Source organism: Salinivibrio sp. ML198, assembly GCF_001996015.1.
GTDB classification, from domain to species: Bacteria; Pseudomonadota; Gammaproteobacteria; order Enterobacterales; family Vibrionaceae; genus Salinivibrio; species Salinivibrio siamensis.
The window spans coordinates 84,729-107,120 of the sequence record NZ_MUEZ01000005.1; the positions used below are offsets into that span (position 1 = coordinate 84,729).

Annotated in this window: 20 protein-coding genes and 1 pseudogene; 11 read left to right on the plus strand and 10 right to left on the minus strand. The window is 48.8% G+C overall.

All coding sequences use genetic code 11. The features are described 5' to 3' along the window. Positions 1-109: 109 nt before the first annotated feature. Positions 110-649, plus strand: a pseudogene (locus tag BZG25_RS04790) (transposase); the annotation flags it as partial. Positions 650-707: 58 nt separating this feature from the next. Here the strand turns inward: BZG25_RS04790 and BZG25_RS04795 are convergent. The 6 genes from BZG25_RS04795 to BZG25_RS04820 all read right to left on the minus strand — a co-directional run bounded on the left by BZG25_RS04795 (position 708) and on the right by BZG25_RS04820 (position 5,665). Then, a complete protein-coding gene (locus tag BZG25_RS04795; protein ID WP_077638614.1) occupies positions 708-1,640 on the minus strand; it encodes an alpha/beta fold hydrolase in 933 nt (310 codons plus the stop codon). Between the two features lie 4 nt (positions 1,641-1,644). Continuing rightward, the gene (locus tag BZG25_RS04800) at positions 1,645-1,911 is read right to left on the minus strand and encodes a hypothetical protein (RefSeq protein ID WP_077638615.1); all 267 of its coding nucleotides are present in this window, start codon (positions 1,909-1,911) and stop codon (positions 1,645-1,647) included. A 128-nt stretch (positions 1,912-2,039) separates the two neighbouring features. After that, positions 2,040-2,384: a hypothetical protein gene (locus BZG25_RS04805; protein WP_077638616.1), complete on the minus strand. Its 345-nt coding sequence runs from the start codon at positions 2,382-2,384 to the stop codon at positions 2,040-2,042. A gap of 1,020 nt (positions 2,385-3,404) precedes the next feature. Continuing rightward, positions 3,405-3,737 carry a hypothetical protein gene (locus tag BZG25_RS04810; protein ID WP_077638617.1) on the minus strand — a complete coding sequence of 111 codons (333 nt, stop codon included), beginning with the start codon at positions 3,735-3,737 and terminating at the stop codon, positions 3,405-3,407. A gap of 134 nt (positions 3,738-3,871) precedes the next feature. After that, positions 3,872-4,483 carry an HAD family phosphatase gene (locus tag BZG25_RS04815; RefSeq protein WP_077638618.1) on the minus strand — a complete coding sequence of 204 codons (612 nt, stop codon included), beginning with the start codon at positions 4,481-4,483 and terminating at the stop codon, positions 3,872-3,874. A 21-nt stretch (positions 4,484-4,504) separates the two neighbouring features. Further along, positions 4,505-5,665 carry a 2-octaprenyl-3-methyl-6-methoxy-1,4-benzoquinol hydroxylase gene (locus BZG25_RS04820; RefSeq protein WP_077638619.1) on the minus strand — a complete coding sequence of 387 codons (1,161 nt, stop codon included), beginning with the start codon at positions 5,663-5,665 and terminating at the stop codon, positions 4,505-4,507. Between the two features lie 283 nt (positions 5,666-5,948). Between BZG25_RS04820 and miaB the strand changes: the two genes are divergently transcribed. From miaB to BZG25_RS04850, 6 genes are all read left to right on the plus strand, one after another. Continuing rightward, positions 5,949-7,373: a tRNA (N6-isopentenyl adenosine(37)-C2)-methylthiotransferase MiaB gene (gene miaB, locus BZG25_RS04825; protein ID WP_077599575.1), complete on the plus strand. Its 1,425-nt coding sequence runs from the start codon at positions 5,949-5,951 to the stop codon at positions 7,371-7,373. A 54-nt stretch (positions 7,374-7,427) separates the two neighbouring features. Further along, complete coding sequence (locus BZG25_RS04830) at positions 7,428-8,513, plus strand: PhoH family protein (RefSeq protein WP_077578592.1); 1,086 nt, start codon at positions 7,428-7,430, stop codon at positions 8,511-8,513. Then, entirely contained in the window at positions 8,510-8,980 is a 471-nt protein-coding gene (gene ybeY, locus BZG25_RS04835) for an rRNA maturation RNase YbeY (protein WP_077638620.1), read from the plus strand. The genes BZG25_RS04830 and ybeY overlap by 4 nt, the downstream gene beginning before the upstream one ends. An 18-nt stretch (positions 8,981-8,998) precedes the next feature. After that, positions 8,999-9,871 (plus strand): CNNM family magnesium/cobalt transport protein CorC, encoded by an 873-nt coding sequence (gene corC, locus BZG25_RS04840; protein ID WP_046073703.1) that lies wholly within the window; start codon positions 8,999-9,001, stop codon positions 9,869-9,871. Beyond that, positions 9,858-11,423 carry an apolipoprotein N-acyltransferase gene (lnt, locus tag BZG25_RS04845; protein ID WP_077638621.1) on the plus strand — a complete coding sequence of 522 codons (1,566 nt, stop codon included), beginning with the start codon at positions 9,858-9,860 and terminating at the stop codon, positions 11,421-11,423. The genes corC and lnt overlap by 14 nt, the downstream gene beginning before the upstream one ends. A gap of 74 nt (positions 11,424-11,497) precedes the next feature. After that, complete coding sequence (locus tag BZG25_RS04850; RefSeq protein WP_077578595.1) at positions 11,498-12,076, plus strand: YSC84-related protein; 579 nt, start codon at positions 11,498-11,500, stop codon at positions 12,074-12,076. A 95-nt stretch (positions 12,077-12,171) separates the two neighbouring features. Here BZG25_RS04850 and BZG25_RS04855 read toward each other — a convergent pair whose 3' ends face one another. Next, complete coding sequence (locus BZG25_RS04855) at positions 12,172-13,341, minus strand: DUF2066 domain-containing protein (RefSeq protein ID WP_077638622.1); 1,170 nt, start codon at positions 13,339-13,341, stop codon at positions 12,172-12,174. Positions 13,342-13,601: 260 nt separating this feature from the next. Here BZG25_RS04855 and BZG25_RS04860 point away from each other — a divergent pair, with 260 nt between their 5' ends. Next, positions 13,602-14,852 (plus strand): uracil-xanthine permease family protein, encoded by a 1,251-nt coding sequence (locus BZG25_RS04860; protein ID WP_046073706.1) that lies wholly within the window; start codon positions 13,602-13,604, stop codon positions 14,850-14,852. Positions 14,853-14,923: 71 nt separating this feature from the next. On the opposite strand, the gene gltX is transcribed toward BZG25_RS04860, so the two are convergent. The 3 genes from gltX to zipA form a co-directional block, all read right to left on the minus strand. Continuing rightward, complete coding sequence (gene gltX, locus BZG25_RS04865; RefSeq protein ID WP_077638623.1) at positions 14,924-16,348, minus strand: glutamate--tRNA ligase; 1,425 nt, start codon at positions 16,346-16,348, stop codon at positions 14,924-14,926. A gap of 168 nt (positions 16,349-16,516) precedes the next feature. Next, complete coding sequence (gene ligA / locus BZG25_RS04870) at positions 16,517-18,532, minus strand: NAD-dependent DNA ligase LigA (RefSeq protein WP_077638624.1); 2,016 nt, start codon at positions 18,530-18,532, stop codon at positions 16,517-16,519. Between the two features lie 111 nt (positions 18,533-18,643). Next, the gene (zipA, locus tag BZG25_RS04875; protein WP_077638625.1) at positions 18,644-19,606 is read right to left on the minus strand and encodes a cell division protein ZipA; all 963 of its coding nucleotides are present in this window, start codon (positions 19,604-19,606) and stop codon (positions 18,644-18,646) included. A 309-nt stretch (positions 19,607-19,915) separates the two neighbouring features. On the opposite strand from zipA, the gene cysZ reads away from it, so the two are divergent. The 3 genes from cysZ (at position 19,916) to ptsH (ending at position 22,389) form a co-directional block, all read left to right on the plus strand. After that, on the plus strand, positions 19,916-20,674 hold the full coding sequence (gene cysZ, locus BZG25_RS04880) for a sulfate transporter CysZ (RefSeq protein ID WP_077638626.1): 759 nt from the start codon (positions 19,916-19,918) through the stop codon (positions 20,672-20,674). Positions 20,675-20,845: 171 nt separating this feature from the next. After that, positions 20,846-21,814 (plus strand): cysteine synthase A, encoded by a 969-nt coding sequence (gene cysK / locus BZG25_RS04885; protein ID WP_046073711.1) that lies wholly within the window; start codon positions 20,846-20,848, stop codon positions 21,812-21,814. Between the two features lie 317 nt (positions 21,815-22,131). Further along, positions 22,132-22,389 (plus strand): phosphocarrier protein Hpr, encoded by a 258-nt coding sequence (ptsH, locus tag BZG25_RS04890; protein ID WP_046073712.1) that lies wholly within the window; start codon positions 22,132-22,134, stop codon positions 22,387-22,389. The last annotated feature ends 3 nt before the right edge of the window (positions 22,390-22,392 follow it).

The window sequence follows — 22,392 nt, forward strand, 5'->3', positions numbered from 1 at the left end:
GCAGCTATATCATTGGTAGTGTTCAGAATTCTGTGTCATTTTATTAGACTGTAAAAAAAGGGATGACACATGACCAAACCAACATTCGATATGGATGCCGCCTTGCAAGCTTTGCGTGCTGATCGACCTGCACAGCCGTGGTGTACAAGATATCGTTATTGCGTGCGTTAATGGCCTTTAGGGCTTCCCTGAAGCGATTGAAAGTATCTATCCGAAGACGGAGGTACAGGCCAGCAAGCACCGAAAAGCCTTCATGGCCGACTTGAAGTGCGTGTATGAGGCAGTCACATTATCCGCCGCAGAGAGCGCGCTGGATGACTTAGAAGCCAAGTGGGGTGACAAATACCCCATCGTTATTAAGTCCTGGCGCAATAGATGGTTAACACTCTCTACTTACTTCAAATATCCGGAATACTTGCGTACCGCCATTCATACGAAGAACGCCGTTGAGGCCGTGCACCGCCAGCTCCGCAAACTTACCAAAACCAAAGGCGGTTTTACGAACGAGAACAGCTTGGTCAAGCTGCTCCACGCGGGTATGTTAAAGGCGTCTGAGCGTTGGTCTCACCCGGTGCAGAACTGGATCCTGACGGTATCGCAGCTGACCATTCACTTCGAAGGCCGACTGGATGATCACATAGACCTATGAGAATTGGCTGACACAGAATATTGAACACCCTCCCCTCAGCTGAAAGGCTGGTCCTACTCTATTTATTTTTTTGATACCAATTATTAATTACTCTTTGCACAGATTTGAGCTGCTGATTTTCTCCCTTTTCATCAATAAATCGATAATTTAAACCTGGCATAATCTTAAAAGTAAAATTATCTTTTTTAGAAAACTTATCTGCCAAATATTCTACTCCCTCTGGTGGAGTAAGTTGACTTTTGGCTCCAATAACATATAAAACTGGAATTTCTAAGTTTTTTAAATAAGGTTCAGACTCATAATCTAAAAGACTAGCAAAGTGCTTATGAGTAATGTTTAACCACTTAGCATCTGGAACTGGATAGTCTCTAATAATATCAAATTTAGCAGAAAGCTCTTTTTGAGTATCTATCTTTACCCTATTGAAAAACTTACCTTCATTTACTGGATCCTTAATTTTTTTAGCCAATAAAATTTTTAGTTCTTTTTCGAGTGAATAACCACCAGCTGATAAAGAAATTAAATGAGTTATTTCTGGTATTTCAGCTGCGATTTGAGGAGAAATTTTGCCTCCTTCTAATCTACCAGCTAAAATGATATTTTTTAAATCATTGTGATAAACAGAATCTAGAACATAATTTATAACAAACTTAGCATCTTTAATTCTTCGGTTAATATTATTTGTTTGATCAAAAAGTTCTGGGTCTTTAAAAGCATACTTTTCTATTAATAATAAATCAGTATTTGGAGGCAGATAATTTTCCCAGATTTTAAGATTAGTATAAGGTCTTCTAGCAGATCCCTCCAAAGCAATAAATAGATTTTCATTTAATTTATTTGGAGTTCTACTACCTAAATGATAGGTTAATTTTTCAGCTTCTAAATTAACTATTTCCTCTGATATAAAACTAATAACCCTCTCTTCAGCCGCTGCCTTAAAAGTAAAGACTAAACTAAAAACCACCAATAAATTAAATATTTTTTTAAACATTAAATCATCCTTTCTCAGTTATCTTTATTTTTTGATTAGTATAATCTATTTTATACACTCTTTGATAAAAATTTAATTTATGACCTAAAAAATCAGAAGTAACTATTTTATCATTTTTAATATTTTCTGATTTTAAAAAGTTATTTACTTCAAAGTTGCGAAAATATCCTCTTTTTATTTCACCAGCAAAATATTGTTTGTATATTTTGGGGAGCACTAAAATATTAGTATCTAGGTTTTTAGTTAAATATAACTCTGCTTTTTCTAACAATTCTTGATCTTTATTGACTGTAAATAGTTTTTCTTTTGCAAAAACAATTATCTGATATCCTCCTGAAGAATGAGACTTAACAAAGAAATCTCTATTTGATATTTTTTTAAACTTTTTAGTTTGATTTTTTAATTTATTAGCAAATGATAAAGCAGATAACTTTGAGTGTCTAACATTTTTTTGATTGTCAGAGGGGAATCTATAAGACCTAGTTGGTCTTTTTTATAAGTATGACCAATCACGAAATTTATATCTTCTTTTTTATCATGAAGATATACTGTACTATAACCTACAGTTTTTGGTAAAAACTTATTTGACCAATCATATTCTTTCCTATATCCCACAATCTCGATCTGATTATCAAACTCTTCTTTTAAAACTTTTTCTACTTCTCTTTTTGGAATTGTAAGGATAAAAAAATTTATTGACCCAACCGTAATCACTAAGACTAATAAAACAGCGATAATTTTCATTTTTTATCTTCTCCTATTATCTCTTGTTTTTTTTATGCTAATGATCTATAAATTGATTATAAAGAAAGTCATGTTTTATAAATCTAATTTTCAGATATTTTTTTTGGTTAATTATACTATCATAAATTTCAAATTCAAAACGATTTTTTATCCCAAACCAAAAAGAGCCTATAAAATAAATATATAAATTATTACTGTATTTTTTGATATAATTTTTAATTAATTATTCAATTTTAAGAAACAAACTAATATATAAATTACTACCTTTATTTAGTAAATATAAATAATTTTTAAAAACTCTCCTCTAACTTCTTTTACTTTTGAGCCGTGATAGCGACCCAGGGCGAAATCGCGAACGTTTTTTTAAAATCAAAAAATAGATTAAACATGAACAATACCATTTTTTCTTTCTTTGTTGAAAATTAACATTGGAAGAAAGCTCACGAAAATCACCACCATTTACTTACTTTACTGATCAGTCTTTCTTTTTTAGATGCGTAATTTATGTAAGTTATGCGCTATTTTCTCCGGTGAACTAAGCGTTATTACTTCCCGCTTACTGGTTTAAAAAAATAGGTACCCAGTGGTAAATCCAACCACTATCAAGATAATAGTGGTAATCGTCATATTGTTAGAGACCCACTCGTCCATAACCTGCTCCTCATGTATTTTTTTGACTGCATAAAACTATACCAGAGAAACGCCGTCCTTTTGTTGTATCACATTGCCTCTCCACTCTGTACGTAATCAGTGCTTGCCAGACACATCAGTCGGTAATAGTTTCGTGCGTATGAAAAAATATAGGCGTTTGGGGTGAGTGCAGGATTCGCAATGTGCTGGCATTTGGTACCAATTTTTCATGTGAGCCTAAATGACATCTCCGTCAATCACAGAAACACGCACACTTATCCACTGAAACTGTAGTTAAGTCACTGGCAGGCCAAAAGCTCGTTATTGATGTTATGCTACTTATGTCGTTACCGATGCATTACGCGTCTTTCAACGAACGAACAAAGGTAGTTAGGCCTTCTTTGGTGAGGAGATGTAGGCCAAAATCCAGATCAAAAAAGTAGACGTATCCTTGGTTCTCTTCGCCAATACCAAGACAAAATACGGTGTTACCGTACTGGCCATAAACGGAAGGATCGCTTCGTTATCGAGATATAGGACAAAGTTCCGGTATATCTCTTCTAACTCATCTTCGGCAAACACTTCTTCAATTGATAGTGTGTCGTCGGGAATAGCTTGGTTGACAGCATCATAATCGGCAAGATCGACAACCTTATCTAAAAGCTCGTCTTCTTGCTCCCAAATAGGTGCCAGCATGTTTTTTGTTGTGGTGATGACTTTCATCGATGTTTCATCGTCTGCATTCTCAAGAAAAGAGAACTCTCAAGTGTACACAACTAACACTCAGCGCTATGTCCGCTAGAGGTTCATCTTTATTTCTCAATAAGATAATTCAATAGCGACTGGCTTTGAGTCCACTACACCACGATTCCCAGCTTGGCCAGTTCTGCGCGACCTTGCTGTGCATCGGTAAAGGGGATGCCCGCCATGCCTAGCGCTTTCGCACCTTCTACGTTCGCGATCCTGTCATCCAAAAACACACAAGAAGCTGGGTCGAGATGGTAATCATCCAACAAGCATTGATAAATAGCAGGTTCGGGTTTTAAGTACCCTACTTCGGCTGACACAATCGCACCATCAAACAGTGACCAAAACGCGTAGCGCTGTTTTAAGAACGCCACGATTTCGCGCACATTATCGGTTAACGCATAAACCCCGTATCCGGCCTCTTTGGCCGAACGAAGCAAATCGACACTGCCGTAAAGACAAATTTGAGTCTGTTTAATGTAATAAAACAATGCCTCAAGTTGCGCGGGGCTAAGCGCCGTGTCATCGGCAAAACGTTGCTTGGCTTGCGCCTCGGTGAGCGTGCCACGATTCAGCGCTTGCCAGATATCACTTTGGAAGATTTGATTGGCATGCGCGTGGGCATCCGCCGCGTCCCCCAAAGTTAAGCGGATAATTTCTTCTGGTGACCAACGCACGATCACATTGCCAATATCAAAAATAATATTCTGGTAGCCAGTCATTTCACCTCCTTGTCGCGAAGACTAGAGCCCAAGTGCATATTTCAACACCTGCGTTTTCACTGGGCCACTGTGTTCAGCCAGTTTAAACACCGCATTACGGGCTAATTTTAGCGGCGTAAACTGATTGCTGAACGCGGTATAAAACACATCCATTCCGGTTTGCATCATCATGTTATCCGTACGGCGTGCTTTTTCGTATGCCTTTAACGTTGACGCCGCTTGCCATTGTGCGCCCGCATCGGCACACGCATCCAGCAGTGCAGCGACGTCTTTAAAGCCTAAGTTCACCCCTTGCCCTGCCAGCGGGTTAATGGTGTGGGCGGCATCACCAATCACTACGACCCCATTACGATGGTACTGCTGAGCATGACGGCGTGTCAGCGGGAATGCCCCCCAATTGATGGGAGTGACGTCGCCCACTTCCGGTGGGAAATGGCTCACGATCTCGGCTTTGAGCTGTTCGGCATTGAGCTGGCACAACTGTTGAATACGCGCTGGGCTGTCGTACCATACTAGCGAGGCATTGTGGCCACAAAGCGGCAACAGCGAGCGCGGCCCGGTGGGGAAAAACTGCTGCCAGGTAATGTCTTGTTGGGGGGCGGCCGTTTCGACATGGATGAGCATGCAGTGCTGGCGATAATCCCAGCTGGTAAGGCCGATTTGCGCGTAATCTCTCACTTTGGAGTGGGCACCGTCTGCGCCGATAAGCCAAGGAGCACTCAAGGTGTCACCACTCTCTAATTGGACTTGATGCAGATCGCCCGCCTGCGTCATACGCGTGATCGAGGCCGGTGAGACGAGGTACAAATTGTCAAAACGAGCAAACTGCTGCCACAAGCCGAGTTGAATCAAGCGGTTCTCGACCATATATCCTAATTGTGGCAAGTCGAGTTGGTCGGCACTGAAACATACTCGGCTGTCTTCCGCTTCCCAGGTTTCTAGGCGGCGGTAGGGGCAAACACGCATGGCTTCAACACTCGCCCACGCACCGAGATCCTTGAGCAGGCTCACCGATGCTTGAGAAATCGCGGACACTCGCAGGTCCATCGGTTGTGAAGGTTCAAAAGGCTCAGGGGGCTGGCGCTCGATTAACGCCACCTGGTGGCCTTGGCGAGCAAGCCCGAGTGCGGCCGCGGCGCCAACCATGCCACCACCGACTATAATAACTTCAAATTGATTCATGACCGTCTCTTTGTGCCGTTGATGCAAGCATTCTACTGAAGGTAAACGAGAATTCGATATCAATCCGATCAAAGTGAGGGCAAATTCGCTTTTCCGAGTTGGCCTTTGTCGCATCCGCTCAAACGTTTAGCCGGATCGACACGATTTCTCCGAGCCTGTGATCTGGTCAGCGATATTGGAAAGCAGTACAATACGCGGCTTGCCAAGCTGATTGACTGATTAAAAACCATACAGCTTGAAAGGGTAATGTCGTCCATAAGATTAACAATGAGCGTGAAGTTACATGGCTAAGAAACTGCTGATCAAAACCTGGGGTTGCCAAATGAATGAGTATGACTCATCCAAAATGGCAGATCTGCTCAATTCTGCCGGTGGCTATGAGCTGACCGAACAACCAGAAGACGCAGATGTTCTCCTTCTCAATACTTGCTCGATTCGAGAAAAGGCACAAGAAAAGGTATTCCATCAACTCGGGCGTTGGAAAACCCTCAAAGATAAAAACCCAGAGCTGGTGATCGGTGTCGGTGGCTGTGTGGCAACCCAAGAAGGCGATCATATTCGTGAGCGTGCGCCTTTTGTAGATGTGATTTTTGGCCCACAGACCTTGCACCGTCTGCCAGAGATGATCAAGCAGTCACGCTCGGATCATGCGCCAGTGATGGACATTACGTTCCCAGAGATCGAAAAATTCGATCGTCTGCCAGAGCCCCGCGCAGAAGGACCAACCGCCTTCGTCTCGATCATGGAAGGCTGTTCAAAATACTGTACGTTCTGCGTAGTCCCTTACACCCGTGGCGAAGAAGTCAGCCGCCCGCTGGATGACGTATTGTTCGAAATTGCACAGCTGGCCGAACAAGGTGTGCGTGAAGTTAACCTGTTGGGACAAAACGTGAACGCCTACCGTGGCGACACCCATGACGGTGATGTATGCACGTTTGCGGAGCTGCTGCGTTATGTCGCGGCCATTGATGGTATTGACCGTATCCGTTACACCACCAGCCATCCGGTTGAATTTACCGATGATATTATTGAGGTGTATCGTGATACCCCTGAGGTTGCAAGCTTCTTGCACCTGCCGGTACAAAGCGGCTCAGATCGGATTTTGACCATGATGAAACGCCCGCACACGGCGATTGAGTACAAATCAAAAATCCGTAAGTTGCGTCAGGCGCGCCCTGATATCACTATCAGTTCTGACTTTATCGTCGGCTTTCCTGGCGAAACCGAGCAAGATTTTGAAGCGACCATGAAATTGATTAAAGATGTCGATTTCGATATGAGCTTTAGCTTTGTTTACTCATCTCGTCCAGGCACACCGGCTGCCGATATGCCTGACGATACGCCAGAGCAAGTGAAAAAAGAGCGCTTGTACCGCTTGCAACAACAAGTGAATAGCCAAGCCATGCGCTACTCGCGCATGATGCTAGATACCGAACAACGTATCTTGGTTGAAGGCCCATCACGCAAAAACCTGATGGAGTTGCGTGGTCGTACCGAGAACAACCGAGTGGTCAACTTTGAAGGCTCTGTCGATTTGATTGGCCAATTTGTTGACGTCAAAATAACTGAAGTGATGCCAAACTCGCTGCGCGGCGAGCTGGTTCGTACCGAAAAAGATATGGACTTGCGGGTCGCCGTCTCGCCAACCGAAATCATGGCGAAGACGCGCAATGAAAACGAGCTTGGTGTTGGTGTTTTCACGCCATAACGCGTTCATCAATTCAACGGCGCCGGATAGCCGGCGCCGAAAGCGAGGATAATCTTGTCTAAAATCATCTCTCTTGACCTGAACCTAGAACCTGCCGACAACACCCGTCTTGCCAACTTATGTGGCCCGTTTGACGATAATATCAAACAGCTTGAGCGCCGCTTGGGGGTGGAAATTAGTCACCGCCATAATGCATTTACTGTGATGGGTAAGCCCCATACAGCCAATGCCGCGGTTGATATTTTAAAACGCTTATACGTTGACACCGCCCCGGTGCGAGGCAGCTCTCCAGACATTGAGCCAGAAGCGATTCATTTGGCGATCAAAGAGTCGGGGGTGTTGGAGCAAAACACCGAGTCGAGCATTCCTTACGGTAAAGAAATCAACATTAAGACCAAAAAAGGGGTGATAAAACCGCGCACGCCCAACCAAGCGCAGTACATCGCCAATATGGTCAATCATGATATCACCTTTGGTATTGGCCCAGCGGGGACGGGTAAAACCTATCTTGCTGTCGCCGCCGCGGTGGATGCACTTGAGCGTCAAGAGATCCGTCGTATCTTGCTCACGCGCCCAGCGGTTGAAGCCGGCGAAAAGCTGGGCTTTTTGCCCGGTGATTTAAGCCAAAAGGTCGACCCCTATTTACGTCCACTTTACGATGCACTGTTTGAAATGCTCGGCTTTGAGCGGGTCGAGAAACTGATCGATCGTAACGTGATCGAGGTGGCACCTCTGGCTTATATGCGTGGCCGAACCTTGAACGATGCCTTTATTATCTTGGATGAGAGCCAGAACACCACGGTCGAGCAGATGAAAATGTTCTTGACGCGGATTGGCTTTAATTCACGGGCCGTGATCACCGGTGACGTGACCCAGGTCGACTTACCGAGAAATGCACGCTCAGGCCTGCGCCATGCGATTGAGGTGCTCGCCGACGTTAACGAAATTAGCTTCCACTTTTTCCAAGCGGATGATGTCGTCCGCCACCATGTGGTGACGCGCATCGTCCAAGCCTATGATAAGTGGGAAGCGGAAGACGCCAAAGCGCGAAAAGAAGCAGAGGCTCGTCGTCGAGAAGCACGTGAAGCCCAGCAAGTTGCAGCGCAACCTGCCGTGCCAGGCTCACAGGAGCCGTCATGAGCTACTATGTCGATGTCCAAATTGCCTGTGAGAACGAACAAGGCTTGCCCAGTCACGATCAGCTCCAAGCTTGGTTTGAGCAGGCAGTGCGTGCCGCTCGCCCTCAAGCGGAAGTGACGATTCGTATTGTCGACGAAGGTGAGAGCCAAAGCCTAAATCGCGACTATCGCGGCAAAGATAAGCCTACAAACGTGTTATCTTTTCCGTTTGATGCCCCTCCTGGAGTGGAAATTGATTTGCTTGGTGATCTCATCGTGTGCCGTCAAGTTGTTGAACAAGAAGCCCAACAACAAGGCAAAGCACTGATGGATCATTGGGCACATATGGTTGTTCATGGTAGCTTACACTTACTGGGTTACGACCATATTGAGGATGATGAAGCCGAGCAAATGGAGGCATTGGAGCGAGAGCTTCTCGCCGCCATGGGGGTCAGTGACCCTTATGCTAACGACTTCATCGAGCGTTAACTAACTGAATGAAACTGAATGAACGACGATAATTCGCAAAACTCAGACGGTCCGAGTAGGAAGACCTTCTTCGAGCGGCTGGGTCAGTTTTTCCAAGCTGATCCAAAAGACAGACAAGAGCTGGTGGACGTGTTCCGAGACTCAGAGCAAAACGCCCTGATCGATCACGACACACGGGACATGCTGGAAGGTGTGATGCAAATCTCTGACATGCGTGTGAGAGATATCATGATACCCCGCTCGCAGATGGTAATCGTTGAACGATCGCAGTCATTGGAAGCGATCATTAATATTATTATTGATGCCCAACACTCTCGTTATCCTGTGATCAGTGATGACAAAGACCATGTTGAAGGCATTTTGCTTGCGAAAGATTTGTTGCGCTACCTGCGCCCAGATGCCGAAGACTTTGACATCGAAAAAGTGTTACGCCCTGTTGTGGTGGTACCTGAGAGTAAACGGGTTGACCGCCTACTCAAAGAGTTCCAAGAAGAGCGCTACCACATGGCGATTGTCATTGACGAGTTCGGGGGCGTGTCAGGGGTAGTGACCATTGAAGATATCTTAGAAGAGATCGTCGGTGAAATCGAAGACGAGTACGACGACGAAGAGGAGCAGGAAATCCGCCAGCTCAGCCGTCATACGTTCTCGGTCAAAGCCCTGACGACCTTGGAAGACTTTAATGAACACTTTGGCGCTCAGTTCCAAGACGATGTGGTCGATACCATCGGTGGTCTGGTAATGACCAGCTTTGGCCATCTCCCTGATCGCGGTGAAGAAGTCGATATTGGTGATTATCACTTTAAAGTGACGGCCGCCGATAGTCGTCGTATCATTCAGCTACAAGTCACCGTCCCAGACAGTAGCGAAACAAACAGTGAAAACGCCTAACCGTTTACGCCAAAGCGGGCAGTCATTACTGGCTGCCGCTTTTGGTGCCAGCGCCACCCTCGCCTTTTCTCCCTTCTCGTACTGGCCATTGATGCTGGTTGCCTTGTGGGGCTTATTCACCCTGCTACAAAACGCCTCGCCCAAGCGCAGTGCGTGGTTGGGATTTTGCTGGGGGCTGGGCCAATTTACTACCGGCGTTAGCTGGGTTTACGTGAGCATTGACCATTTTGGTGGCATGCCGGCCATTGCTGGCTTGTCATTAATGGGCCTGCTGATTGCCTATCTCTCCCTCTATCCGGCATTGTTCGGCGCATTGGTCAACAAACTGCCCAGTCGCCAGCCGGGTATTAAGTGGTTAATCCTCGCACCCGCCTTATGGCTTGTGATTGATTGGCTTAGAGGCTGGGTATTTACCGGCTTTCCTTGGCTTTGGCCTGGCTACAGCCAAATCGACAGTCCACTGGCTGGCATTGCCCCTGTGCTCGGCGTGCAGGGGATCACGCTTGTCTTGGCTATACTGACTGGCCTACTCGCGCTCATCACACCTCGCTGGGGCCAGTGGCAAGGACAAGCACGCTATGGTGCCGTCGCCGCCGGGTTAGGGCTTATCGCGGTTAGCTATGGCCTCGGTACGATTCAATGGGTCACAAAAACCGACCAACAGCAGCAGATTTCGTTAATTCAAGGCAATGTGCCGCAAGCGCTGAAATGGCGTCCCGATCAGCGCTGGCCAACGCTGATGAAGTACCTAGATTTAACCCGCCAGCATTGGGACAGTGATGTCATTATTTGGCCAGAAGCCGCCGTCCCGGCCCTGGAGCGCGAACTGCCCCGCTTTTTCTCTCAGCTTGATCAAGCCGCCAAGCATAACCAAACCACGGTGATCACAGGCGCGCTCGACCAAAATGAACAGGGCGCGTATTTTAACAATGTACTGGCACTGGGTGCAGGGACCCCCAAGTATCGCTATCCGGCCCCCACCCAGTACAGCAAACATCATTTGCTACCATTTGGCGAGTTTGTGCCATTTGAGGCATTATTACGCCCGCTCGCCCCGCTGTTTAACCTGCCGATGTCGTCATTTTCACCGGGCGAGCCGGTTCAACCTGCCCTGCCCGCCAACGGCTGGGACTATATCACCGCGCTTTGCTATGAAATTGCCTTTCCCGCGCAGATCCGCGACAACTTGAATGCCGACAGTGATGCCATCATTACACTGTCGAATGACGCATGGTTTGGTCGCTCGATTGGCCCTTGGCAACACCTTGAAATTGCACGCATGCGCGCACTCGAGTTTGGCTTGCCAGTGATACGCGCGACCAATAACGGTGTGACAGCCTTGATGGACGAGCTCGGCCAGATTCAAACTACCTTGCCGCAATTTGAAACCCAGGTGCTCACCACGCGAGTCACCCGCACCCGAGGGGAAACGCCTTACCGCCAATGGGGCAATGCCCCGCTATGGCTTTGGATACTGATAAGCGGGTGTATCGGTTTCATTGCGTGGCGTCGCGATCCCAGCCGGCAAGCGAAAATATCGACAAACCTCTGACATTATCCGCGAGAAACTGACGTAATCTGATTGCGCTTTTGGTCATTTTCATTGACGCTATAAGGAGATCAAACATGTTACGTCTTTCTCATCGCTGGTTAGCGTTGGTCATTGTCGCATTGACGGCATTAACCGGTTGTGCGGCTAGCTCGCAGCAAGATCAGGTTCGTCAAGCCAACCTCGCGCGCGAACAATTTAAGCAGTACCCACAAACACAACCCTTTTTTGATAACGCCTACGGCTATGCCGTCTTCCCTTCTGTCGGCAAAGGGGGTTTTTGGGTAGGCGGTGCCTATGGTAAGGGCGTCGTTTATCGTCAAGGCTCCCCAGTGAGTGCCGCGGAGCTCAAACAGGTATCGGTCGGGCTGACCTTTGGTGGTCAAGCGTTCAGTGAAATTGTTTTCTTTAAAGACAAAACAGCGTATGACCGCTTTATGCAAGGACAAGTGGAGCTCGGCGCGCAAGCGTCTGCCACCGCATTGACCGAGGGGGCATCGGCGCAAACTGGTACCTCTGGCACCTCAGCCTCCGCCAGTAACCGTCAGTCGAAAGCTTATTACGTCAATGGCCTGACTGTCTTTACCCATGCAAAGGGAGGACTGATGGTAGAAGCTGCCCTCGCCGGTCAACAGTTTAGTCCTGCCAACTGGTAGTCACTGACGCGTACAGAGCGTAAACGCCTCATCTGCCCATCAAAAAGGCTAGCCGTGTTGGCTAGCCTTTTTTAAATTGGGTTGTCACTGCACCGTTACGGCTGCCAAACAAACCACAGACGCTTTTCCGCCGACGGTTGTGGGTCGGGAACAAGCGTTTGTGTGCTATCGCTCTCCCCCTGTTCGCCCGCCTTCTCACCTTGTTCCAGCTCAACAGCCGGCTGTGTGGTATGTTGCGCATCGCTGGCAGTTGGCGATGTGTTCGCCGTATAAGCCTCTTGCTCCTGAGAAGTCATTAAACGCACTTCTCGGTTGGCAGTTAGCTCTTTAATCAGTGCTTGCTGTGACGCGGCCAACTGCGCATCGAATACCAGGGTGTCATCATTAAGCTTGCGTAAATGTACACCTTGTACCGCATTTAAGTTTGCCAGTGTTTTCTCGAGTGCGACATAATCATTGCCGTTATTAATACCACCGACCGCGATCACGACAGACGCACTGTCATCGTTTTGATCGAGGATCACACCGGTTTGCTGCGCGTAATAATCAGCAAGTGAATGAATCATTGCGGCTGCGTCACGCGCCTGACCACGGGTTTGATTGGTTTGCATTTGGTTTGCTTCAGGGAAAAGCTGCCAACGAATGCCTTGGTCGGTCAGTTTGGCAATCACGATACCGTCTGGCTGGTAACGCTCACTGGCCTGTTCAACGGGCTGAATAAACCCGCCCCACAAATCACTGCTCGAAATCGCCATCAGATCATCAAAATCGCCCACAGGGATCAGAACAGGCAACCCACGCAATGCCGCCGCTTGACGCAGCTTATCAATCACGGGACGCTCACTTTGCTCCCAAATAATTTGTCGCTCAAGGCCTCGGTCATCCACCAGCCACACCAGTACCGACGGGCGTGGGCTTCCCCACAAAGGTAGCCCCGCTTGACGCAATATTTCCCGTACTTGTTGACTGTCAAACCCAACTTCTAACGTACGCGTCGGTGCCCCACCTGCCGTATCACTCTCGCCGTACCCAAGCTGGGTAATCAAGCTATCTACCTCTTGTAGCGCTTGTTTAACTGCCGGATTGTCGGACAGATTCCGCTGACCGGATACCTTGGTCAGTACCGCGCTTAACCCTTGTTTTTTGGCTGCTTGTTGCGAGGTTTGCGCGCCATTCTCGAGCGGAATGCTGGCGTGATAAAGATCGTTTGCCAGCGCACTGGGCAACCATAGACAGGCAATTAAGGCCAACACAAATCGATTCATAGTCTTTCCACATGGATAAATGGGCGTGGAGCGATCATAAGCTGACAGCTCTAGGTTCAGCAATCCTCATTTGTAAAAAAGATAGGGCAAACGCGATAAAGTGATAGTCGTCTCTGCAAAAAGGCGTATTTCACAATTACCCCTTGCCAATGAAATCCGTTACATCATTTATTTGCTACCGGTCTCACATTTAAAAACATGACAGGAATCACAGAAACGCTTTGTGCTAGCATTGCGCGATTTTTTTTGGAGGTGAGATCATGATGCAAGTTTTACAAGGGGCACAAATGCTGTTCGTCGCATTTGGAGCCTTGGTGTTGGTGCCGCTGTTAACCGGGCTTGACCCCAACGTCGCCCTCTTCGGGGCCGGGATAGGTACGCTAATCTTTCAAGTTATTACCCGCCGCTCTGTTCCTATTTTTCTCGCCTCTTCGTTTGCCTTCATTGCCCCCATTCTGTACGGCGTTAACAATTTCGGTATTCCTGCCACCATGGGTGGACTGATGGCCGCCGGGGTTATCTACCTCATTATGGGAGGCATCATTCGCCTCAAAGGTGTCGACATTATTCACAAGCTACTTCCACCCGTGGTGGTTGGCCCTGTGATTATGGTGATTGGACTTGGTCTAGCCCCCACCGCCGTCAATATGGCGCTGGGTAAAAGTGGCGACGGCAGTGAGCAACTCATCGCCGGTGATATCGCTATCTGGATTTCCCTGCTTTCATTACTGACCACCATCGCGGTCAGCGTCTTCGCCAAAGGCTTTTTCAAGCTGGTTCCGATTATGGCTGGCATTGCAATTGGCTATGTGGCGAGCCTAGTGATGGGGATTGTCGACTTTACTCAGGTGACAAATGCCAGCTGGTTGATGATGCCCGCCTTTACCTTGCCAGAATTTAACATTAACGCCATTTTATTTATGATCCCCGTGGCGATAGCGCCCGCGGTGGAGCATGTGGGCGATATGCTGGCCATTTCCAACGTCACTCGCAAAGACTACCTTAAAAAGCCTGGCCTTCATCGCACCATGGCAGGTGACGGCGCGGCCACTATCGCCGCATCAATGTTTGGAGCCCCGCCCAATACCACCTACAGTGAGGTCACCGGGGCGGTGATGCTTACCAAAGCATTTAATCCTAAGATTATGACCTACGCGGCGATCACTGCCATCGTGCTCGCCTTTGTGGGTAAACTGGGGGCACTGCTATTAACCATTCCTTTGCCGGTGATGGGCGGTATCATGATCCTACTGTTTGGTTCTATCGCCACCGTGGGCCTCAATACCTTGATTCGCAATCAAGTTGATCTCCACGACTCGCGCAACCTCGCGATTGTCGGCGTCACCTTGGTCTTTGGGATTGGCGGGATGGCCTTCGGCATTGGTGATTTCAGCTTACAAGGCATCAGCTTGTGTGGTTTAGTGGCCATCGTGCTCAATCTTGTCCTACCGCGAAAAATGGGCGAGAACCACATTGTTGATAGTGCGCAGATGGAAGAAGAGTCACATTAAGACAGGCGATGACAAACTAAAAAAGGGCGCCGCAGCGCCCTTTTTTGATTGTGCCGCGGTGTCGCAACTTTTTAGCTTTGTGCGGCTCGAGCTTCAACCACTTTGATAGCTTGATCGATACGCGCCACCACACGGTCTTTACCAATCAGGTGCATCACCGCATCCACCGACGGAGATTGACCGCCGCCTGTAACCGCAACACGCAATGGCATCCCGACTTTGCCCATGCCCACGTCTAGCTCTGCACAGGTATCCGCAATCACCGCTTTCAGAGCATCAATCGTCCACTCGTCCAGCGCTTCAATCTTGCCTTTTGCCACTTGCAGTGGTTCAAGCGCCACTGGGCGAAGGTGTTTCTTGGCGGCGGTTGCCTCAATCTCATCAAAGTCTTGATAGAAATAACGGCTTTGCTCGGCCAGCTCAACCAGGGTGTCACAACGCTCACCCACCAGCTGGATAACCTGGGTCAAAGCAGGTCCTGTCGAGGCATCAATGCCTTGCTGATCCAGGTGCCATTGCAAGTGTGACGCGACCTCAGCTGGATCACCGTTTTTGATGTAATGGTTGTTCAGCCAACGCAACTTCTCCGTATTGAAGGCAGAGGCTGATTTACTGATCGCCTCTAGGGAGAAGAAATCAATCATTTCTTCCATCGAGAAGATTTCTTGGTCGCCGTGAGACCAGCCCAAGCGCACTAAGTAGTTACGCAGTGCTTGTGGCAAGAAACCTTGATCGCGATATTGCATCACACTCACCGCACCATGACGCTTAGACAGCTTGGCACCATCGTCGCCAAGGATCATCGAGCAGTGAGCAAACTCAGGCACAGGCGCACCCAAGGCTTCATAAATATTGATTTGACGCGGGGTGTTGTTAATGTGGTCTTCCCCACGCACAACTTGGGTGATCCCCATATCCCAATCATCAACCACCACACAGAAGTTGTAGGTTGGGCTACCGTCAGTGCGGCGGATGATCAAATCATCCAGTTCGCTGTTGGCGATTTCAATCCGACCGCGGATCTTATCGTCAAACACCACCTTGCCCTCTTTGGGGTTACGGAAACGAATGACGTGTGGGTCGTCAGCGTTTGCTTGGCTGTTGGCCGCTATCACCTTGGGGTGATTGGCATCATAACGTGCTTTTAGGCCATTCGCTTTCTGCTCTTCGCGAATCTCTTCTAGCAGCTCTTTGGGGGCATAACACTTGTAGGCTTTGTCTTCTGCCAACAGCTGATCGACTAGCGCGTTGTAGCGGTCAAAGCGTTTCGTTTGGTAGTACGGCCCTTCATCCCAATTAAGGCCCAGCCATTCCATGCCTTCTAAAATGGCATCAATCGCTTCTTGGGTTGAACGTTCAATATCTGTATCTTCAATACGCAATACAAATTGACCACCTTGGCTGCGTGCTGCAAGCCAAGAATAAAGTGCTGTACGCGCGCCACCAACATGCAAAAAGCCGGTTGGGCTGGGGGCAAAGCGGGTTTTAATCGTCATTAGGATCCCTATCCCAGTGCTGAGAATAATATGTAACGGTTAGTTTACCAGTACAGGTAAATTCCACAATCAGGCCATGCCCAGACACGGTACATGGCCATGTAAACTATTGCACCTGTGCGCGGTTATTCGCTTACACGGCGAAGCGCACAGCGTGATGGGTACAAGCTACTGATTGAGCATGGCAATCATCTGATCTTCATCGAGCACAGTAACGCCCAAATCTTGCGCTTTGGTCAGTTTGGAGCCTGCCGCCTCTCCCGCCACTAACATGTCGGTTTTTGCCGAGACACTGCCGGTTACTTTTGCGCCCAACGCCTGTAGCGCCGCTTTGGCATCACTGCGAGACATTTGCGATAAGGTGCCAGTCAGGACAATGGTTTTACCGGCTAACGGTTGCGCATCTGGCTCAGAAGGCGCACTGATTTCCGGCCAGTGGATCCCAGTATCCAGCAAGGCTTCTAGCACACTCTGGTTGTGCGGCTCGGCAAAGAAGCGGACGATGTGACCCGCGACGATCGCACCGACATCCGGCACGTTAATGAGTGCGTCTTCATCGGCCGCGCGCAACGCCTCAAGGGTGTGAAAATGCAAAGCGAGATTTTGCGCAGTTGCCTCGCCTACCTCACGAATCCCCAAGGCATAAATAAAGCGTGGCAAGGTGGTGGCTTTGGCTTTTTCCAATGCATCAACCAAGTTTTGGGCTGACTTTGGCCCCATTCTATCTAGCTGCGTCACCCGACCTGGCGTCAAGGTAAAGAGATCAGCAGGGGTTTCTATCAGCTCTTTTTCGATTAGCTGCTCGACGATTTTATCGCCCAAACCGTCAATATCCATTGCCTTACGTGACGCAAAGTGTTTGATCGCTTCTTTGCGCTGCGCCAGACAAATCAAACCACCGGTGCACCGTGCCACTGCTTCTCCCTCGATGCGAGTGACCGCTGAATCACAAACGGGGCACGCATGGGGAAACACAATCGGTTTCGCCTGCTCTGGGCGTCGACTTTCCACCACACCCACCACTTGCGGGATCACATCACCGGCACGGCGGATCACCACGGTGTCACCAATATGAACGCCTAATCGTTCGATTTCATCACCGTTGTGCAAGGTGGCGTTACTGACCGTCACGCCGCCTACAAATACCGGCTCAAGCTTAGCGACGGGCGTAATCGCCCCGGTACGGCCCACTTGGAATTCCACATCGTTAAGCGTGGTGATTTCTTCTTGTGCCGGGAATTTGTAAGCAATGGCCCAACGCGGTGCCCGCGCCACAAAACCTAATCGTTCTTGGCTGGTAATGCTATCAACCTTGATCACCACCCCATCAATTTCGTAGGGCAGCGCATCACGACGCGCCATAATGTCTTGGTAATAGGCTTTCACGCCGTCTAGCCCTTCCACCCGTTTCACTTCCGGACTGAGCGCTAGGCCCCATTTTTTCAGCTTTTGTAAGCGCTCACTTTGCCCTTGCCCAAACGGGGTCGACATGACACCCACCGCATAGGCATAGAAACTCAATGGTCGGTTGGCGGCAATTTTGGGGTCAAGTTGACGCAGGCTGCCTGCCGCCGCATTGCGCGGATTGGCAAAGGTTTTATCGCCTCGTTTCAATGCCGCTTCGTTGAGTGCCTCAAAGCCCGCTTTCGGCATGAAGACTTCACCGCGCACTTCGAGCCGCGTTGGCCAATCCCCTTTTTGTAGCGTGAGGGGAACATTGCGAATGGTTTTGACGTTGTGGGTGATGTTCTCGCCGGTAGTGCCATCTCCCCGCGTCGCCGCTTGCACCAGCTCACCGTTTTCATAAATCAGGCTCACCGCTAAGCCATCGAGCTTGGGTTCACAGGTGTAGGTCACCGCTTGCTCAGCGTCTAGCGATAGGCGCTCTTTCAAACGACGTTCAAACGCATCCAAATCAGCGGGTTCAAAGGCATTATCAAGTGAAAGCATCGCCAGCTCGTGAGTCACGGTTTCAAATGCACTCAGGGGCGCGCCCCCTACCCGTTGGCTTGGCGAGTCACTGGTTACCCATTCGGGATGCTCGGCCTCGATGGCCAATAGGGTTTGCATCAGGCGGTCGTATTCAGCGTCGGGCAGCTCTGGGCTGTCTTCTACATAGTAGCGATAGGCATGATAGTTGAGCTGATACTTTAAATCATCGAGTTGTTGTTTGCTGTAAGCCATGTTTGATTCGTCGTCTGAGCAGAGTCGGTTGCGGGCAAGTATATCTATAAATCACATACAGCGGGAGCCATGTCCCGCTGTATGCTTAAACCGTGGTCGCGTTAGCGCAGGCTATTTGGCCATGAAGGCTTTAACGCGCTCGCGATATTCATCCAATCGTGATGGCGTCATCATCGTGCGTGAGTCATCCAGCACTAATCCACCTAACTCATCCGCGATTTGCTGGGCCGTTTGCAGCATAAGCTTAAAGTTTTGCTCTGGCTCACCGTAACACGGCAGCGTCATAAAAAAGCTAATGCCAGGCGTTTCAAAGCTTTCGCTATGACTGACATCGAACGTGCCGGGTTTGACCATATTGGCCACACTGAACAAGACTTTTCCGCTCCCCGATAGATCAGAGTGACGGTGATAAATGCCCATATCACCAAAACGGAGGCCATATTGCTCAAGGGTCGGGATCAGCTCAAGACCACTGAACACGTCGCTATTGTTCGCATGCACATGCAACACAAGTACTTCGGTCTCATCCGCGGGCTCATCTGCCTTTGGTGGTTCATCACTGGGTTGCGGCTCACCCTGTTCAGCCGTCTCCGTATCACCTTGATGCACGCTTGGCGCAGGCTCTGATGGCTCATCATCGGCCACCGTAGCGTGTGCCTGCGGCGCCTCTGGTTCTTCGTGAGCTTGACCGGTTACGTGCGGAGTGGCGGCTGAAAGCGAAGGCTCATCATCAGTCGCAGACATTGAAGGATACAGGGTCTGTTCAGATTCAGACACGGTGCCAGTTTGCCCTGCGAACAAGGGATCCACATCAGGTTTATCACCAAAGTTCATCGCGGGCTCTTGGCGCGCAGGCTTATCGCTCTCGCTTTTAGCGCGACTGACAACTCTGACGGCACCAATACCATCTTGGTCAAACTTTTGTTCGTCACTGTCGTCATCCAGTTTTCCCAACGGCTTTTCACCAAACTTGGTCGTCTTTTCTTTCTTGTTTGTCCAGAGGCCATGCAAAAGCAAAGCTGCGATTGCTAGTGCTCCCAACACAATCAGTACAAGGCGCAATTCCTGCATCATCGATTCTCAAATCTATCTATGTTCAGCGTTTTGATTCGCTTATGTCACAACGCCAACCAGTTTGCAAAGGTTTGTGTGATCATAAGCGGGGCCCGTTGGCTGACGCAATGCGTTAATGGTCAACTTAGTTAACTGTATCAAAAGTTGGGGAGAATTTAACGAATCAAGACACACAAATCGTTAAACTTTCCCATTATTGGGTCGTTGTCATCGCAAGGATTCCCCCCGTAATATAGCGCACACCGTTATTTTTGTATCGACCGCATGCATGCGGATTGTTGTGACCTACATTGTTCTCAAGGAGATATCATGGCGAATAATGCTCGCCCCCGTCCCCAAAGTGGTGCTGGCTACCTGTTCCAAGGCTTTTCTCTGATGATGGCCCCCGGCTTACGCCGGTTTGTGATCATTCCTATTTTGATCAATGTGTTGCTGCTTGGCGGCGCATTCATCTATTTGCTTTCACAAGTTGGTGACTGGATCGATCATTGGATGGCCAGCTTACCTGAGTGGTTGTCCTGGCTCTCTTTTTTGATTTGGCCTTTGGTGGTGGTTGCTATCTTGGTCGTGTTCTCCTATGTGTTCAGCACGTTGGCCAACTGGATAGCGGCGCCGTTCAATGGTCTATTGGCCGAACACGTGGAGGCAAAGCTGTCGGGAACGCGTGCGCCTGATGATGGCTTGGCTGGCATCCTTAAAGATATCCCGCGGGTGATGAAACGAGAATGGCAAAAGCTCGCTTACTACATCCCCAGAGCATTAGGCTTTTTACTGCTGCTATGGATACCCGCGGTTGGACAAACCGTGGGGCCAGTGATCTGGTTTTTGTTTAGCGCGTGGATGATGGCGATTCAATACTGTGATTACCCGTTTGACAATCACAAGGTGTCGTTTCCCGCCATGCGCCAGACCTTAAATCAACAGCGGGGCGCATCGCTTGGCTTTGGCGCCGTGGTGATGCTATTTACCATGACCCCTTTTCTCAATCTACTGGTGATGCCTGCGGCCGTATGCGGCGCGACCGCCATGTGGGTGGATAAGCACAAAGCGTCATTGGGACGCAATTAGTCTGTGATCGTCTACGCGAACGTTCACATCATCGGTGTGGGCTTTTTTCGGTTAACCAATCAGTTATTGGTTAATGTCACAATAAGATATAACCAACCGATCCTTTCAAAACCAAGCAGCAGAGATATGCTTGGAGTGTGATTAAAATCGGTGTCATGAAGGAACGATACAATGGGCAAGATTTACGAAGACAATACACAAACCATCGGAAACACACCGCTAGTTCGCCTAAACCGCGTGGCGAAGCCAAACGTGTTAGCCAAAGTTGAAGCACGCAACCCAAGCTTCAGCGTCAAGTGCCGTATCGGCGCCAATATGATCTGGGATGCAGAGAAAAAAGGCACCCTCAAACCCGGTATCGAATTGATTGAGCCAACCAGTGGTAACACGGGGATCGCACTCGCCTATGTCGCGGCGGCACGTGGTTATAAGCTGACCCTTACCATGCCGGAGTCAATGAGCCTTGAGCGCCGTAAACTGCTTAAAGCCATGGGCGCCAAGCTGGTGCTCACCGAAGCGCCAAAAGGCATGAAAGGGGCGATTGCCAAAGCCGAAGAAATCATGGCAGCAGAGCCAGGCAAATACCTGATGCTGCAACAGTTTGATAACCCCGCCAACCCTGAGATCCATGAAAAAACCACAGGGCCTGAAATCTGGGAAGACACCGACGGTGAAATCGATGTATTTGTTGCCGGTGTTGGCACAGGTGGCACCCTAACCGGTGTTAGCCGCTATATCAAAAACACCAAAGGCAAAGCCATCACCACGGTCGCGGTCGAACCTGCTGAATCACCAGTGATTGCACAAACGATCGCGGGCCAAGACGTGCAGCCTGCCCCTCATAAAATTCAAGGTATTGGCGCGGGCTTTGTGCCAAAAAACTTGGATGTCACGCTTGTTGACCAGGTGGTCTCTGTCAGCTCAGACGAAGCCATTGCGATGGCTCGCCGTTTGATGGAAGAAGAAGGCATCTTGGGCGGGATTTCTTCAGGTGCAGCCGTGGTTGCGGCAAACAAAATTGCCGAGCTTCCCGAGTTCGCAAATAAGAAGATCGTCACAATTTTGCCAAGTGCAGCAGAGCGTTATCTCAGCTCGCCACTGTTTGCTGGGATGTTCACCGAGCTGGAAACCGAGCAGTAACAGCAGGTTAGCCAACCAGCCTCCATAACCCCCTATTCGCAAAGGCCCAAATTGGGCCTTTTTTGTTTGATTTTTATATTAAGCTTTAGTAAAACACGTCTGCCTTTTTATTTTCCGCATCAAAATAAAAGCCCTCGCGCCTAATGAGTGGAAGGTCAAAAATGGCAAAAAGATGACACGAAATTGACATGGATTAAGCTATCGGGTCGATTTCTTGGTTAGGTTAGCGTCAACGGATAGCGAAGTCGCCCGTTAGCGGTTAAGCTAACCTTATATTTAATACATAGATTTAAAAAAATAGAGAAACGGGGTGAATCATGTATCAGAAGCAAGTTGAGATTACTGCAGAAAACGGCCTACACACTCGTCCAGCGGCGCAGTTCGTCAAAGAAGCGAAAAGCTACGACGCTGACATCACTGTTGAATCTAACGGTAAGAGCGCGAGCGCAAAAAGCCTATTTAAACTTCAAACCCTTGGCTTGACCAAAGGCACTAAGGTGACTATCTCTGCTGAAGGTGCGCAAGCACAACAGGCCGTTGATCACCTAGTAAAACTGATGGACGAGCTGGAGTAATCC